This is a genomic window from Streptomyces odontomachicola (genome assembly GCF_039605595.1).
GTDB lineage: Bacteria > Actinomycetota > Actinomycetes > Streptomycetales > Streptomycetaceae > Streptomyces.
Genome location: NZ_JBCFOK010000026.1, coordinates 63,732 through 79,583, shown reverse-complemented (window position 1 = coordinate 79,583; position 15,852 = coordinate 63,732). Strand labels below are relative to the sequence as shown.

At 72.8% G+C, this 15,852-nt stretch carries 9 protein-coding genes and 1 riboswitch; of the genes, 5 read left to right on the top strand and 4 right to left on the bottom strand.

Going from position 1 to position 15,852, the window contains the following annotated elements; all coding sequences use genetic code 11:
- Positions 1-18: 18 nt before the first annotated feature.
- Positions 19-152: riboswitch (cyclic di-AMP (ydaO/yuaA leader) on the bottom strand.
- Positions 153-446: 294 nt separating this feature from the next.
- The gene (gene pcrA, locus ABEE00_RS33490; protein ID WP_345749554.1) at positions 447-2,888 is read left to right on the top strand and encodes a DNA helicase PcrA; all 2,442 of its coding nucleotides are present in this window, start codon (positions 447-449) and stop codon (positions 2,886-2,888) included.
- A 130-nt stretch (positions 2,889-3,018) separates the two neighbouring features.
- Here pcrA and ABEE00_RS33485 read toward each other — a convergent pair whose 3' ends face one another.
- Together ABEE00_RS33485 and ABEE00_RS33480 are read right to left on the bottom strand one after the other, a co-directional pair.
- Positions 3,019-4,953, bottom strand: a complete 1,935-nt coding sequence (locus tag ABEE00_RS33485; protein WP_345749553.1) for a M23 family metallopeptidase — start codon at positions 4,951-4,953, stop codon at positions 3,019-3,021.
- A gap of 271 nt (positions 4,954-5,224) precedes the next feature.
- Positions 5,225-6,133, bottom strand: coding sequence for an esterase/lipase family protein (locus ABEE00_RS33480; protein WP_451918730.1), 909 nt, complete (start codon positions 6,131-6,133; stop codon positions 5,225-5,227).
- 298 nt (positions 6,134-6,431) lie between these two features.
- On the opposite strand from ABEE00_RS33480, the gene ABEE00_RS33475 reads away from it, so the two are divergent.
- The gene (locus ABEE00_RS33475) at positions 6,432-6,842 is read left to right on the top strand and encodes a coenzyme B12-dependent isobutyryl CoA mutase small subunit (protein ID WP_345749552.1); all 411 of its coding nucleotides are present in this window, start codon (positions 6,432-6,434) and stop codon (positions 6,840-6,842) included.
- Between the two features lie 22 nt (positions 6,843-6,864).
- Here the strand turns inward: ABEE00_RS33475 and ABEE00_RS33470 are convergent, their stop codons facing one another.
- The gene (locus tag ABEE00_RS33470) at positions 6,865-8,739 is read right to left on the bottom strand and encodes a DUF5691 domain-containing protein (RefSeq protein ID WP_345749570.1); all 1,875 of its coding nucleotides are present in this window, start codon (positions 8,737-8,739) and stop codon (positions 6,865-6,867) included.
- A gap of 135 nt (positions 8,740-8,874) precedes the next feature.
- Entirely contained in the window at positions 8,875-10,521 is a 1,647-nt protein-coding gene (locus tag ABEE00_RS33465; protein ID WP_345749551.1) for an SWIM zinc finger family protein, read from the bottom strand.
- A 195-nt stretch (positions 10,522-10,716) separates the two neighbouring features.
- On the opposite strand from ABEE00_RS33465, the gene ABEE00_RS33460 reads away from it, so the two are divergent.
- Genes ABEE00_RS33460 through ABEE00_RS33450 form a run of 3 tightly spaced genes read left to right on the top strand, consistent with a single transcriptional unit; the run spans position 10,717 to position 15,717 of the window.
- Entirely contained in the window at positions 10,717-11,895 is a 1,179-nt protein-coding gene (locus ABEE00_RS33460; protein WP_451918731.1) for an ATP-binding protein, read from the top strand.
- The gene (locus ABEE00_RS33455) at positions 11,895-14,516 is read left to right on the top strand and encodes a DUF5682 family protein (RefSeq protein ID WP_345749549.1); all 2,622 of its coding nucleotides are present in this window, start codon (positions 11,895-11,897) and stop codon (positions 14,514-14,516) included. The genes ABEE00_RS33460 and ABEE00_RS33455 overlap by 1 nt, the downstream gene beginning before the upstream one ends.
- Positions 14,500-15,717 (top strand): VWA domain-containing protein, encoded by a 1,218-nt coding sequence (locus ABEE00_RS33450; RefSeq protein ID WP_345749548.1) that lies wholly within the window; start codon positions 14,500-14,502, stop codon positions 15,715-15,717. The genes ABEE00_RS33455 and ABEE00_RS33450 overlap by 17 nt, the downstream gene beginning before the upstream one ends.
- The last annotated feature ends 135 nt before the right edge of the window (positions 15,718-15,852 follow it).

The following is a 15,852-nucleotide window of genomic DNA, read 5'->3' as shown; positions in this document are numbered from 1 at the left end:
GCGGCTCCTTCCGTGCTCCGCCTACCGGGTTAGCTGTCGGGTTCGGGCGTCGGAAGGCGGCCCTACGGTGCGCGTCAGCGCTCCGATTCACCCCTGCGGTACGTGCGTACGCGGTGGGTCCCCGGCTCCGGCGCGTGCGGCCGGACTCGGCGGGGGCGGCCCGTGCCGGCGCTTTCGCCGGCGAAGCGGTGCGGACTGCCCGCACGCACGGTAGCGAAGGCGTGTGGCTGATGTGAAGGGCGATGTGCGATACGTCCGTTATCTTTTCGTTGCCGAGTGCACACGGGGAGGTCACAGGGGTCGTACGGGGAGTTCACCGCGCCCTCGTCGAGCGGCCCGGAAATGCGCCCGGGGCGGGCCGGGAACGAATCGGGGGCCGCTGTTTCCAGGCCGGTTCCGGCGTACGGCGTCAGCCTGTCAGCGGTGGCGCCTAGACTCGGACGACGATGAGCAGCCTCTTCGACGACAGCTATCTCGCGCACCTCGAGCCCCCGGCCGAGGAGGAGCCGCCGCCTCCTCCGGATCCCGAGGGCCCCGAGCAGGCACCCGACGATCTCTTCGCGGGCGCCTTGGACGGCGGTGCCCGCGACCCGTGGTATCGCGACGGCGCCCCGCGCACCGTCGTGGACACCGCGGCGCTGTTGGAGGGGATGAACGAGCCGCAGCGCGACGCCGTGCTGCACACAGGATCGCCGCTGCTCATCGTCGCGGGCGCGGGCTCGGGCAAGACCCGTGTGCTGACCCACCGCATCGCGTATCTGCTCGGCGCCAGGGGCGTGCACCCGGGGCAGATCCTCGCGATCACCTTCACCAACAAGGCCGCGGGCGAGATGAAGGAGCGGGTCGAGGAGCTTGTCGGCCCGCGCGGGCAGGCGATGTGGGTGTCCACGTTCCACAGCGCGTGCGTGCGCATCCTGCGCCGCGAGTCGAAGAAGCTGGGCTTCACCTCGTCCTTCTCGATCTACGACGCGGCCGACTCGAAGCGGCTGATGGCCCTGGTCTGCCGCGATCTCGACCTCGACCCGAAGCGCTTCCCGCCGAAGTCCTTCAGCGCCAAGGTCTCCAACCTCAAGAACGAGCTGGTCGACGAGGAGGACTTCGCCGCGCAGGCCGCCGACGGCTTCGAGAAGACCCTCGCCGAGGCCTACGCGATGTACCAGGCACGGCTGCGCGAGGCCAACGCCCTGGACTTCGACGACATCATCATGACCACGGTGAATCTGCTGCGCGCCTTCCCTGACGTGGCCGAGCACTACAGGCGCCGCTTCCGGCATGTGCTCGTCGATGAGTACCAGGACACCAACCACGCCCAGTACGCCCTGGTCAGAGAGCTGGTCGGCGGCGGGGACGATCCGGCCGAGCTGTGCGTGGTCGGCGACGCGGACCAGTCGATCTACGCGTTCCGCGGCGCGACCATCCGCAACATCCTCCAGTTCGAGGAGGACTACCCGGACGCGACCACGATCCTCCTGGAGCAGAACTACCGCTCCACGCAGACCATCCTCAGCGCCGCCAACGCCGTCATCGAGCGCAATGAGAACCGCCGCCCCAAGAACCTGTGGACCCAGGCCGGTTCGGGCCGCGCGATCACCGGCTATGTGGCGGACACCGAGCACGACGAGGCGCAGTTCATCGCGGACGAGATCGACCGCCTCACCGACGCGGGGGAGGCCAAGCCCTCCGACGTCGCGATCTTCTACCGTACGAACGCCCAGTCCCGCGTCTTCGAAGAGGTGCTGATCCGCGTCGGCCTGCCGTACAAGGTGGTCGGCGGCGTCCGCTTCTACGAGCGGCGCGAGGTCCGCGACGTCCTGGCCTATCTGCGGGTGCTCGCCAACCCCGAGGACTCGGTCTCGATGCGCCGGATCCTCAATGTGCCCAAGCGCGGCATCGGCGACCGCGCCGAGGCCATGATCGAGGCGCTGGCCTCCCGCGAGAAGATCACCTTCCCGCAGGCGCTGCCCCGGGTGGACGAGGCGTACGGCATGGCCGCGCGCTCCGCGAACGCCGTCCGGCGCTTCAACGCGCTGATGGACGAGCTCCGTACGATCGTCGAGTCCGGCGCGGGACCCGCGACCGTGCTGGAGGCGGTGCTGGAGCAGACCGGCTATCTCGCCGAGCTGCAGGCCTCGACCGATCCGCAGGACGAGACCCGCATCGAGAACCTGCAGGAACTCGCCGCCGTGGCCCTGGAGTTCGAGCAGGAGCGCGGCGAGGACGAGCCGGGCACGCTGGCCGACTTCCTGGAGCAGGTCGCGCTGGTCGCCGACTCCGACCAGATCCCGGACGAGGGCGAAGAGGACGAGGACCAGGGGGTCGTCACGCTGATGACCCTGCACACCGCCAAGGGCCTGGAGTTCCCCGTGGTGTTCCTGACCGGCATGGAGGACGGCGTCTTCCCGCACATGCGCGCGCTGGGCAACACCAAGGAGCTGGAGGAGGAGCGGCGCCTGGCGTACGTCGGCATCACCCGCGCACGCGAGCGGCTGTATGTCACCCGCTCCGGCATGCGCAGCGCCTGGGGCCAGCCGCAGTACAACCCGCCGTCCCGCTTCCTGGAGGAGATCCCGGAGACGTACGTGGAGTGGAAGCGCACGGGCAAGGGCGCGGGCGCGGCGGTGAGTTCGAGCGGCGGCATCGGCGCCTCGCTCTCCTCCACCCGGAGTGGCGGGGGCGGCGGGCCCAGCGGATTCGCGACGCGGCGCGGCGGCAGGGAGAAGCCCACGATCTCGCTGGCGACGGGCGACCGGGTCAGCCACGACACCTTCGGCCTGGGCACGGTCGTCGCGGTCAAGGGCATCGGCGACAAGGCGGAGGCGACGATCGACTTCGGCGGCGAGAAGCCGAAGCGGCTGCTGCTGCGGTATGCGCCGGTGGAGAAGCTCTAGCCTCCGGCGGTTCGCCGCGTTGCCGTCGTACGTGGTCGTACGTGGCTGTACGTGAGGGCCCGGTTGGTCGGTGACCGCCGGGCCCTTGCGCGCTGCCCCGGGGGTCCGGGTCAGCGGAGGAGAGCGGTGATCACTCCGGGTTGAGGCCCTTGTCGCGGAGCCAGGGGAGCGGGTCGACGGCGTCGCCGCCGCCGGGGTGGACCTCGAAGTGGAGGTGCGGGCCCGTGGAGTTGCCGGTGGTGCCGGAGTAGCCGATCACGTCTCCGGCCTTCACCTCACCGGATCGGATCTTGGTGCTGCTGAGGTGGCAGTACCAGGTCTCCGTACCGTCCTTGCTGGTCACCTTCGCCATGTTGCCGAAGGACACGTCGAATTGGGTGGTGACGGTGCCGTCGGTCGCGGCCTTCACCGGGGTGCCCTCGCTGACGGGGAAGTCGATGCCGGAATGCAGCGACATCCAGTTCACGCCGGCCGAACCGAAGGTGGCGCTCAGCCCCTTCTGGTCCACGGGGAGCGAGAACTTGGGGCGCATCGCCTCCTTGCGCGCCGCCTCCTCGGCCTTGCGCTTCCGCTCCTCGGCCTGGCGCTTCTTGAGGTCGATGCGCTCCTGGGTACGGCTGGCCCGGTCGGCGAAGTCATCGGCCTCCGACAGCTTCGCGAACTGGGAGTCCAGCTTGCTGTTCGCCTTGGAGGGCTTGACGGGCGCGCCGCCTCCTCCGCCGCCCGTGGCGCCCTCGGCCTGGGTGGTGGTCGTGCTCTCCTCTTCGGCGTCGGTGCCGGAACTGGCGACGGAGGCCGCCGCCGCACCCGCGACGCCGAGCACCGCGACGGAGGGCACGGCCACGGTCATCAGGGCCGAGCGGCGCGCCTTGGGGCGGCGCCGGCCCCCGCTCCGCGGCTGCGGCGGCACGATCGCCGAGGGCTCGGGGCGGGCATCGGCGGCCGAGTGCTCCACGCCGTCGTACGAGGGGATGTCGTACGCGGGGAACTCGCTGGTCGCGTCGATGGGCGCGAACTGCTCCGTGGCCTCACCCGCGCCGAAACCGGCACCGGGCACGGCCATGGTCTCGAACTGGCCGGTGTGCGGGGGCTGTTCCTGCGCGCCCGCGTCGCCGTAGCCGTCGGTGTGGCCGTACCCGGTGAACTGCCCGTAGGTCTCGTGGCCTTCGTAGCCCTCGTACGCAGTGCTGTGGCCGTTCGTGTCCCACGCGCCGCTGTCCCACTGACCGGTCGCGTAACCGGCGCTGTCCGGCACACCGTTGGGGAAGGCGGCGGTGTCGTAGGCGCCGGTCTGGAACGCACCGGTGTCGAAGGCTCCAGTGTCGAAGGCGCCTGTGTCGAAGGTCCCGGTATCGAAAGTGCCGGTATCGGCGGGGCCTGTGCCGTACGAGCCGGTCGCGAAGGCGCCAGTATCGAAGGCGCCGGTGTCGAAGGCGTGCGCGCCGGTGGCGTTGGGGTCGGCGGCGCTCGCGTCGTAGCCGCCCGCCTGGAACGCGCCGGTGTCGAAGGCGCCCGTGTCGTACGCGCCGGGCTGCGGGGCTCCGGCGTCGAAGGAGCTCGTGTCGAAGGCACCGGTGTCATAGGTCCCGGTGTCGAAGGCGTTCCCGTTGAAGGCTCCGGGAGCGAAGGCGCCGGTGTCGTACGCGCCCGTGTCGTAGCCGTTCGCGGCGTACGCGGCGGCGTCCCACTGGGCGGCGGTATAGCCGTACTCGGCCTGGTCCAAGCCCTGTTGGGCGGGAATGCCCGTATAGGTGCCGTCGCCCCACAGGCCGTTCGCGTCGTACTGCCCGGTGTCCCACTGGCCGGCGGCGTATCCGCCGGGGGCGTTCTGGGCGGTGCCGTACGCGGTGTCGGCCTGGCCGTACGAGAAGCCGAGGTTGTCGAAGGTGCCGGTGGCGTAGCCGTCGTACGCATCGAAGCCGTTTGCGTGGCCTGGTGGAGCGCCCTGTCCGTCGTAGTCGCCGTACGCAGGCTGCTCGTGGCTCGTGGTGAAGGCCGCGTACGAGAACTCAGAAGCGGTATCGGCCGGGCCGGGATCGCCCGACGGGTGACGTTGGTTCACCACCAGCTTCTCTTTCGCCTCGACAACAGGGGCGGAACAGTTTGGTGACTGTACCCGGCGGTATGCGAGCGCGACAATCTTCGGCAGGTTTCGGGCAGCAGGGAAACGGGCATTCGGCCGCCTTTCGGCGGACTACGGACCGGTAGTCGGTGCGTCGTTCGAGGCGTGTTCGACGGGTGTCCGGAAAAATGCACGAACTCCGGCCCCCACATGGGGTGTAGCCCCTGCGGGGGCCGGTTCGGCGGGGCCGCGAAAGGGCCGTTGACCGGGGCGCTCAGGCCACCCCGGCGCCTCCTCCGGCGGCATTCATCGAGGTCACCTCGGCCGCGTCGGCCCCTTCCCATATCTCGTCCGCTTCGGCGGCTTCGACGGTTTCCTCGCCCGTTTCCTCCAGGGCTTCGCCGTTCAACTCCCGGCGTATCCGGGCGGAAACGGCGCAGTCCACCGGAAGCGACAGATGCCCCACTCCGTGCGCGCGGATATTCCGTACACGAAGATCGGGATGGTCGAGCCGGGCCGTCTCCTGCGGAACCATGAAGACGTCCAGATCACTCCAGACGCTGACGAACCGCGTCTCGCAGCCGTTCGGTTCGGGCCGCGCGAGCTCCTCGAGCAGCGCGGAGCCGGGACGGATCTGCCGCAGCAGCGGATGCGGCGAGAGCGGGGGAGCGGCGCGGGTCCCGGAGTGCGGGGTGCCGAGCGTGACGAGCGTGCGCACCCGCTCCTCGCCGCCGAGCCGCTGTACGTAATAGCGCCCGGTCAGGCCGCCCAGGCTGTGCCCGACGATGTCGACGGTGCTGTGCCCGGTCTGTGCGCAGATCTCCTCGACCTGAACGGCGAGTTGCTCGGCCGCCGTGCGGACGTCGGTGGTCAGCAGGGAGTGGTTGAGGGCGTAGACGTGCCGCCAGCCGCCGCGCAGCAGGGCGCGGCGGAGCAGCACGAACACCGAGCGGTTGTCGATGAAGCCGTGCAGCAGCAGCACCGGCGGGTGCGCCCGCCCCTCCGTGGGGAGGAGCGGCGGCGCGTCCTCGGCCTCCATGCCGGGGTCGGCCGCCAGGTGCGGAGCGGGACGCTCCGCGCGCACACCTGTGGGATACAGCAGCAGGTGTCCTGTCAGTACGAGGAGTTCCATGGCAGTGGCGCGGAGAAAGGGCGCCGTGGGGAGCGCGGGCAGTGCGCGCAAGTTCGACCACCTCCCGGAAGGCACACGAGAGGACGGCGCGGTGCGCGAAGAGGACGGTCCGGCCCTTACCCCCGTGCCGTGCGGCTCACGGCCGGCCGGTGGTGGTGCGGGAACGTCGCTGCGGCTCCTGCGGCTCCCCTGACACGCCGACGCGGCTGGTGCGTACGACGCGTGGCGTACGTGTTGTCCCACGTGTGATTTCCCCCTCCCTTCTGAGCGCGAAACGGCTTGCTGCGGGATGCTGGGGATAACGTGCGTTCACTGACGCAGGGACGGCGACGGGCAGATGGAGGCAGTGATGGGTGTGTCGGGTCCGATCCGTGTAGTGGTCGCGAAGCCGGGGCTCGACGGCCACGACCGTGGAGCCAAGGTCATCGCGCGGGCGCTGCGGGACGCCGGTATGGAGGTCATCTACACCGGGCTGCACCAGACTCCCGAGCAGATCGTGGACACCGCGATCCAGGAGGACGCGGACGCGATCGGCCTCTCGATCCTCTCGGGCGCCCACAACACCCTCTTCGCGAAGGTGCTGGAGCTGCTGAAGGAGCGGGACGCGGCGGACATCAAGGTGTTCGGCGGCGGCATCATCCCGGACGACGACATCGTGCCGCTGAAGGACCAGGGCGTCGCCGAGATCTTCACCCCCGGCGCCACGACCAACGAGGTCGTGGAGTGGATCCGCGCCAACGTGGGTGAGCTGGCGGCCTGACCGCTCCGCGTCAGTCGTGTGGTCAGCCATGTGCATCCGGCCTCTCCTGGCCGCCCGGCCCCTCAGGACCGGGCGGCCCTTCGGTGATCTCCGCCGGGCCGTCGAGCTCGGCGAGCATCGTGGCGCGCAGCCGCAGCGTGCCGACCAGGCGCTGGAAGGCCTCGGCCCAGTAGGCGCCCGCTCCCGGTGAGCCGCCCTCCGGCTCGTCCGGTATCGCGGCCAGCGGCGTGAGCCGTTCGGCGTCGGCCGGGTCGAGACAGCGCTCCGCCAGGCCCATCACCCCGCTGAAGCTCCACGGATAGCTGCCCGCGTCCCGGGCGATCTCCAGCGCGTCGATGACGGACCTGCCCAGCTCACCGGCCCATGGCACCGCGCACACGCCGAGTATCCGGAACGCCTCGGAGAGCCCGTGCGCCGCGATGAACCGTGCGGCCCACGCGGCGCGTTCACCCTCGGGCAGCACCGTGAGCAGCTTCGCCGGGTCGCCCGGGCCCTCGGTCAGCGGGTCGGTGGGCGGGCCGATCAGGGCGCGCGCCCACTCCGCGTCCCGCTGCCGCACGGCGGCACGGCACCAGGCGGCGTGCAGCTCGCGCTGCCAGCCGTCCCGCACCGGCAGCGCGACGACCTCGGCCGCGCCGCGACCGCCGAACTGCTCCTTCCAGACGGACAGCGGGGTGGCCTCCACCAACTGGCCCAGCCACCAGGCGCGTTCGCCCCGGCCCGACGGCGGCTTGGGCACCACACCGTCGCGCTGCATGGCCGCGTCGCAGGAGGCGGGTGCCGCGACCGCTATGCACGGGTCGCCCGCGGAGCCGTCGGGCACGGCGTCGGCGGGCAGGGAGCCGTTGGGTGCGGTGCCCTCGGACACGGTGTCCTCGGGCAGGGAGCGGATGGGCGCGGCGTCCTCGGGCAGGGAGCCGTCGGGCGTGACGCCGCCGGCGCCCGCTGCGTCGAGGGTCACGCACGCGCGGGAGCGGGCGGCCATGCGGGCGGCGAGCGCGGAGTCCGGCAGCCCCGAGAGCAGCTCGGCCGCGGTGGAGCGCACGGTGCAGCTGCGGTCGGCGAGCGCGCCCTCCAGGAAGGGCTCGTCCTCGGGGCCCAGCCCCTCGCGCAGTGTGTCCAGGAACATCAGCCTGTCCTCGGCCCGTTCAGTGGCCCAGGTGGAGACCAGCAGCGCGCGGCCGGCGGCCGGATCGTGGCGGCGCAGCGCGGTCAGTACGGAGACCCGCTCGGCGAACAGGCCTTCCTCCCACAGCTGCCCCGCCGCGCTGGAGACGGCGCCGGAGACGGCGCCTGCCGGGGCCGCCTCCGCGCCGGTGCCCTGCTCGTCGTCAGGTTTGGTGGCGGTCGTCGCCACCGCGTGCTGCCGGGCCGCACTGCGCAGCGCGAACTTCCAGTCCGGGTTGAGCCGGGCCAGCCACAGGCCGCGCGGACCCGCGAACTCCAGCGTGCCGGGCCGCAGATCGGTGCGCGCACGCGCCGCGTCCAGCAGCGCCGGAAGCTGTGCGGCGGGAGGCCGGTAGCCCCGCGCGCAGGCTGCCGACAGCCATTGCGGCAGCAGTTCCGCGAGGTCGGGCCTGGTGCTGCGGCGTCCGCCCGTGCTGCCCGTGCCGCTCCCGGCGCCGCGGTCCGCCAGCAGCAGCGCCAGCCTGCGCGCCGCCGCCTCGGGTAGTGGGGCGCGCGGGTCGTCCGGGGCCGCCTCCGGAAAATCCCGCGGCTGCGCGGATGCGGGCCGCAGCGCCGCGCGGCGCTGCACGGTCTGTACGGCAGCCTCGTCCAGCAGTGCCGTGATGCTTCCCCCCGGCGGAGTGCGCCGCTCGGCACCCAGAAGTGCCGCGGTCACCAACTCGCCCCAGTACGCGCGCTCCCGGCCATCGGCCGGCGCCGTGCCGCCCATGGATCCCCCGCTGGTCCCCCCGCTGTTCATGAATGCGCTGTTCACGAGTGCGCCATTCACGAATGCCGTGCCGCTCATTGTGCCCCCTCCAGATGGTCCGGCATCCAGTCGTACGTACCGGTTCGGTCACACCGCTCAGAGCGGAACCGCCCTCCCCTCGTCCCAGGCCGTGTACGGGGCGAAGCCCCGGTGACCGCACTCCCCGAACACGGTGAGCGGGCCGCCGCCCGAGATCGCCGTCAGCTTCCACAGCGCGCTCTCCGGAGTCCCCCGCGCTATCGGCAGCGCCTCCGCCGCATCGCCCTCGCCGCCCTGCGCCGGCACCCATGCCACCTGCCACTTCGCCGCTGAACCCGCGCCCGCGCCGGGCACGGGGACCACGTCCCGCAGCACCACGGGCGTCCCCTCCAGCCAGGGGTCCAGGCCGAGCTCGGCGCCGTAGGACTCCAGCGCCTCGCGGGGCGTCACCCCGGGCGGCGGAGAACTGGCAGGGGCGGCTTCCGGGACGCCGTACTGCTCGCCGAGCGCGGCGCGCAGCGGAGCGGAACCCGGATAGAAGGCCAGCGAGGCGTCCACCAACGAGCCGACGGGCAGGGCCGTTTCGGGAGCCCGGCCCGCGGCGCCGAAGGAGAGCAGCAGCGCGGTCCTGCCCGTGGACCGTCCCCGCAGCCATATGCGGCGCACCGTGAGCCGGCCCTCCTCGCCGTCCCGCTGGGCCAGCACCAGCCAGTGGTCGCGTATGCGCGCCCGGTCGTCGGCCAGCAGCTCCGCCGTGTCCACGGTCAGGCCCACCCGCGCGCGGACGGTGGCGGCGAGCGGCTCCGGCAGCGGCGGCCGCTCCCTCCCCGCGCCCCTCTCTTCCTCTTCGTTCTCCTGAGCTTCCTCCCGCAGGGCGTCTCCCTCCAGGGCCAGAAACCCCTGGTCGAGGAGGTGCAGCAGGGCGCACTCGGACAGCAGCCGCTCCGGCCAGCCGCTCCCCGAGGACGCCGTCGCGCCCAACTCCCGTATGCGCGCGGCGATTCCGGGCGCCTGGGCGTCCACCATCCGCGCCGCCATCTCGTCCCACGCGGCGTACCCCGCCTGGTCCGCGCCGGCCAGGCCGTGCCGCAGCAGGTCGGCCAGCCGCTCCTCCAGCTCCGAGGCGCCCGCGGCCATGCGGTGCGCCCGGCGCGCGGCCCGCCGCCGCGCGGGGTCCGTGCCTCGACGGCTCATGTCCTGCTGGTCGGTGTCCTGTTGAGCCGCGTCCTGTTGACCTGGGCCTCGTCGGTCCGTCTCCCGCCGGCCCGATTCCTGATCCCCCGTGTCGTGCCGGGCTCCCGTTCGTGGTGTCCCCTCCTCGTCCTCGGCTTCGCTTGCCGCGCTCGCCGCGGCGCGATCGGCGCGCTCGCGGCGGCCGGCGAGCCACTGGAGCACCCACTCCGGCGGCTCCGCCTCGTCCCGCACCGTCGGACCCGGCTGCTGCGACTGCTGCCGGTCCGCCTGCCGCTCTCCCGCCCAGAGCAGCAGCAGGCCGAGTGCGTGTTTGCACGGAAATTTCCGGCTGGGGCAACTGCACCGGTAACCCGGTGCGCCGGAGCCCGCGCCGCCTCCTCGCAGGTCGACGGCCGTCCTGTACGGCGTACTGCCGCTGCCCTCGCACAGCCCCCACACGGCGCTCTCCCCCGCGCCCGCCTCCCTCCACGGGCCGGGCCGCGACAGCCTGCTTCCCGCGCGCCGGGAGGCGTCGTCGGGCGCGAGCGCCAGCACCTGTTCCGCCGTCCAGCGGACCCCCTGTCCAATCATGTCTACGACGGTAGAAGCCGCCACTGACAATGGCCGGACAGCCGCCGCACGTACGGGAGTTGGTGCAGGTCAGAGCACATTCGGGCGCTGGAGGTCGACTGGCCGGGAGCCGCCGCGGACCCGATTGTCAGTGCCGGGGTGCATCGTTGGCTGTACGTCGAACCGCTCATCGCGGAGGGGGATTTCGTGACCGATATGCATGCCGTGTCGCCGGCGGGGGAGCAGGCCGCGACGCAGAGGCAGACGGGGACAGAGACAGAGGCAGGGGCGGAGTCAGAGGCAGGGACGCGGTCTGGGGCGGAGGCGCTGCGGCCGCACGCGGAGAACGCCTTCGCCGACGAGCTGGCCGCGCTGGCCGCGGCCGACGACCGCCCGCGCCCCGAGCGCTGGCGGCTCTCCCCGTGGGCGGTCGCGACGTATCTGCTCGGCGGCGAGCTGCCGGACGGCACGGTGATCACGCCGAAGTACGTGGGCCCGCGCCGCATCGTCGAGGTCGCCGTCAGCACCCTGGCCACCGACCGCGCCCTGCTGCTGCTCGGTGTCCCCGGCACCGCGAAGACCTGGGTTTCCGAACATCTGGCCGCCGCCGTCAGCAGGGACTCCACGCTCCTGGTGCAGGGCACGGCGGGCACGGCCGAGGAGGCCATCCGCTATGGGTGGAACTACGCGCGGCTGCTCGCCGAGGGCCCCAGCAGGAGAGCCCTGGTCCCCAGCCCCGTGATGCGCGCGATGCAGCAGGGCCTGACCGCCCGCGTCGAGGAGCTCACCCGCATCCCGGCCGACGTGCAGGACACGTTGATCACGGTCCTCTCCGAAAAGACCCTGCCGGTGCCGGAGTTGGGCGAAGAGGTGCAGGCGGTGCGCGGTTTCAACCTGATCGCCACGGCCAACGACCGCGACCGCGGGGTGAACGAGCTGTCCAGCGCCCTGCGCCGCCGCTTCAACACCGTGGTGCTGCCGCTGCCGGAGACCGCCGAGGCCGAGGTGGACATCGTGTCCCGCCGGGTCGGCCAGATAGGGCGTTCGCTCGGGCTGCCGCCGGTTCCCGACGGGGCCGCGGAGATCCGCCGGGTGGTCACGGTCTTCCGGGAGCTGCGGGACGGGGTCACGGCCGACGGGCGTACGAAGGTCAAGTCGCCCTCCGGGACGCTCTCGACGGCCGAGGCGATCTCCGTGGTCACCGGCGGGCTGGCGCTGGCGGCGCACTTCGGCGACGGCGTGCTGCGCCCCGGCGACATGGCCTCCGGGATCCTCGGCGCGGTGGTGCGCGATCCGGCGTCGGACCGCACCGTCTGGCAGGAGTATCTGGAGGCCGTGGTCCGCGAGCGCGACGGATGGAAGGACTTCTATCGCGCCTGCAGGGAGGTGTCCTGATGAGCCCCGGCGCGCGGCCGCGAGCGCCGGGACGGCACCCGGACGGTGCCCCGGCTGACGGCGCCCCGCCCGAGGGCCCGCTGCTGCTGGGGGTGCGGCATCACGGCCCCGGTTCGGCCCGCGCCGTACGGGCGGTGCTGGCCGAGTACGCGCCCGAGGTGCTGCTCGTCGAGGGACCGCCGGAGGCGGACGGCATCGTCTCGCTCGCGGGCGAGGAGGGGATGCGGCCACCGGTCGCCCTGCTCGCGCATGCGCGGGACGAGCCGGGCAGGGCGGCGTTCTGGCCGCTCGCGGAGTTCTCCCCGGAGTGGGTGGCCATCCGCTGGGCCCTGGAGCGCGACGTCCCGGTCCGCTTCATCGACCTCCCGGCGGCCCACGCCCTGGCCATGCGGGATCCGGAGGAGGAAGCGGAGCAGCACACAGGGGAGAGCGGCGACGACAAGGCGCACGACACGGACACAGAGGAGGCCCAGGACCAGCACGAAGACCCCGTACGCATAGACCCCTTGGCGGTCCTGGCGGAGACCGCGGGCTACGACGACCCCGAGCGCTGGTGGGACGACGTGGTCGAACACCGCGGCCCGGCCCCGCATCCGGAACTGGCACCGAATCCGGAATCAGCCCCGCACCCGGGCCCCGACCCGGCGTCGGACACTTACGAAGGCCCCACCACCCACCCCGACCCGTACGCCCCCTTCCAAGCACTCGGCGAAGCCATGGCCGCCCTCCGCGAGCTGCACGGCGACGGCGGGCACCGCAGGGACCCGGTGCGCGAGGCCCATATGCGGCTCAGGCTCCGGGATGCGGTGCGCGCATACGGCGCGGGTTCCGTCGCCGTGGTGTGCGGCGCCTGGCACGTACCGGCGCTGAGCGCCAAGTCGACGGTGACCGCCGACCGTTCGCTGCTCAAGGGGTTGCCGAAGGTCAAGGCCGAGCTGACCTGGGTGCCCTGGACGCACCGGCGGCTGGGCAGACGCAGCGGCTACGGCGCGGGCATCGATTCGCCCGGCTGGTACGCGCATCTGTTCTCGGCGCCGGACCGCCCGCTGGAGCGCTGGATGACCAAGGCCGCCGGGCTGCTCAGAGAGGAGGACTACGGCGTCTCCGCGGCGCACGTGATCGAGGCGGTGCGGCTCGCGGACACCCTCGCCGCCATGCGGGGCCGCCCGCTGGCCGGGCTGACCGAGACCACCGACGCGATACGGGCGGTGATGTGCGAGGGCTCGGACGTTCCGCTGGCCCTGGTGCACGACAGGCTCACCGTGGGGGAGGTGCTCGGCGAGGTTCCGGAGGGGGCGCCGGCCGTTCCGCTCCAGCGCGACCTGTCCCGGCAGCAGCGGAGTCTGCGGCTCAGACCGGAGGCGCAGGTGCGGGAGTTGGAGCTCGACCTGCGCAAGGAGACCGACGCCGCGCGCAGCCGCCTCCTGCACCGGCTGCGGCTGCTCGGCATCGGCTGGGGAGAGCCGGCGGCCCCGCGCACCGGCAGCACCGGCACCTTCCGGGAGAGCTGGCGGCTGCGCTGGGAGCCCGAGCTCTCGGTGCGGGTGGCCGAGGCGGGCATATGGGGCACCACGGTGTACGCCGCGGCCACCGCGGCCGCGCAGAGCCGGGCGATCGAGACGGGTCCGCTGGCGGAGGTCACCGCGCTCGCCGAGCGGTGTCTGCTGGCCGGGCTCCCCGACGCCCTGCCCGTGGTGATGCGCGCGCTCACCGACCGGGCCGCGCTGGACACCGACGTCGGCCATCTCGCGCAGGCGCTGCCCGCGTTGGTGCGCTCGGTGCGGTACGGGGATGTGCGGGGCACCGACGCGGCGGCGCTCACCGAGGTCGCGCAGGGCCTCGCGGAGCGGGTCAGGGTCGGGCTGCCGCCGGCCTGTTCGGGGCTGGACGCGGACGGCGCCCGGCAGATGCGCGGCCACCTCGACGCGGCGCACCGCGCGGTGGCCCTGCTGCGGGACACCGGCCTCTCCGAGCGCTGGCGCGGCACCGTGCACACCCTGGCGGCCCGCGACCGGATACCGGGGCTGATACGCGGCCGCTGCGCCCGACTGCTGCTGGACGAGGGCGCGTTGGGGGAGGGCGAGGCGGCGTGGCTGATGGGGCTCGCGCTGTCGCCCGGCACCGGTCCCGCCGAGGCCGCCGCGTGGATCGAGGGCTTCCTCGCGGGCGGCGGAATGCTGCTGGTGCACGACGAGAGGCTGCTCGCCCTGGTGGACCGCTGGCTCACCGGGGTGACGGAGGAGGCGTTCACCGACGTACTCCCGTTGCTGCGGCGGACGTTCGCGGAGTACGAGCCGGGGGTGCGCCGGACGCTGGGGGAGCTGGTGCGGCGCGGCACGGGTGGCGAGGGCGTAGGGGGAGGCGCGGACGGCGCGGCCCCCGGGAGCGCGGCACCGCCCGCACCCGGCTTCGGCGAGGGCTGGGACGAGGAGCGGGCGGAGGCCGTCCTGCCGGTGCTGCGCCTGCTGCTGGGCCGCGGCCGGGGACACGGTGGAGAGGGCGACGAGCAGGAGAGGACGACGGGGAGGGCGTACGCGGAAGCAGCGGAAGCAGCGGAAGCGGCGGAAACAGGGGAGCAGGCCGCACACGGAAGGGAAGAGGCGCATGGCACCACGCGGTGAGGCCGGAGGCACCACCGCCACCGGGGACGCGTCCGCCGCCGGCGACGAACGGCTGCGCCGCTGGCGGCTGGTGCTCGGGGACGCGGACGGCGGCGACGGTACGGGGCGGTCGCTGGAGGGGGCCGATGCCGCGATGGACCGGACCCTGGCGGCGCTCTACGGTTCGGGCGGCCAGGCCGGGCGGCCCGGGGGAACGGACGGGGCGAGCGGGGCGAAGGGCGCGGGGCTGGGCGGTTCGGCGCCGCAGGTGGCGCGGTGGCTCGGGGACGTACGGCGGTATTTCCCGAGTTCCGTGGTGCGGGTGATGCAGCGGGACGCCATCGAACGGCTGGGGATCACGGCCCTGTTGACCGAGCCGGAGATGCTGGAGGCGGTCGAGGCGGACGTCCACCTCGTGGGCACCCTGCTCTCGCTCAACCGCGCCCTGCCCGAGTCCAGCAGGGAGACGGCGCGCGCGGTGGTGCGCAAGGTGGTGGAGGACCTGGAGCGCAGGTTCGCCGCCCGTACGCGGTCCGCGCTGACCGGTGCGCTGGACCGTTCCGCGCGGGTCGGCCGCCCGCGCCACCGGGACATCGACTGGGACCGCACCATCCGCGCCAACCTCAAGAACTACCTGCCCGAGCACGGCACCGTCGTCCCCGAGCGGCTCGTCGGCTACGCGCGCGCCTCCCGCGCGGTGAAGAAGGACGTGGTGCTCTGCATAGACCAGTCGGGGTCGATGGCCTCCTCGGTGGTGTACGCGTCGGTGTTCGGCGCGGTGCTCGCCTCCATGCGCGCGCTCGACACCCGGCTGGTCGTCTTCGACACCAATGTCGTCGACCTGACCGACGAGCTGGACGACCCGGTGGACGTCCTGTTCGGCACCAGGCTCGGCGGCGGCACCGACATCAACAGGGCCCTCGCGTACTGCCAGTCGAAGATCAGCCGCCCCGCCGAGACCGTCGTCGTGCTCATCAGCGACCTCTATGAGGGAGGCATACGCGAGGAGATGTTGAAGCGGGTGGCGGCGATGAAGGCGGCGGGGGTTCAGTTCGTGACCCTGCTCGCGCTGTCCGACGAGGGGGCGCCTGCCTATGACAGGGAGCACGCGGGCGCGCTCGCGGCGTTGGGGGCGCCCGCGTTCGCCTGCACGCCGGACCTGTTTCCCGAGGTCATGGCGGCGGCGCTGGAAAAGCGCGAGCTGCCCGTGCCGGAGGCGTGAGAGGGAGAGAAGGCGAAACGTATGAAGAAGTGAACAGTTTGTGACGGGAGTTGCGTGCGGGCCAGGGAGCCATGCAAGGATCTCTCCGTTGCCCGGAACGCAGGGCTCAGGGCGCTTCCCCGCGCCTCGCGCAGC

Excerpts from the sequence above, each read along its gene's own strand:
- ABEE00_RS33470 (WP_345749570.1), bottom strand. The coding sequence starts at position 8,739 with ATGGGCGGCACGGCGCCGGCCGATGGCCGGGAGCGCGCGTACTGGGGC.
- ABEE00_RS33465 (WP_345749551.1), bottom strand. The coding sequence starts at position 10,521 with ATGATTGGACAGGGGGTCCGCTGGACGGCGGAACAGGTGCTGGCGCTC.
- ABEE00_RS33450 (WP_345749548.1), top strand. The coding sequence starts at position 14,500 with ATGGCACCACGCGGTGAGGCCGGAGGCACCACCGCCACCGGGGACGCG.
- pcrA (WP_345749554.1), top strand. The coding sequence starts at position 447 with ATGAGCAGCCTCTTCGACGACAGCTATCTCGCGCACCTCGAGCCCCCG.
- ABEE00_RS33455 (WP_345749549.1), top strand. The coding sequence starts at position 11,895 with ATGAGCCCCGGCGCGCGGCCGCGAGCGCCGGGACGGCACCCGGACGGT.
- ABEE00_RS33460 (WP_451918731.1), top strand. The coding sequence starts at position 10,717 with ATGCATGCCGTGTCGCCGGCGGGGGAGCAGGCCGCGACGCAGAGGCAG.
- ABEE00_RS33475 (WP_345749552.1), top strand. The coding sequence starts at position 6,432 with ATGGGTGTGTCGGGTCCGATCCGTGTAGTGGTCGCGAAGCCGGGGCTC.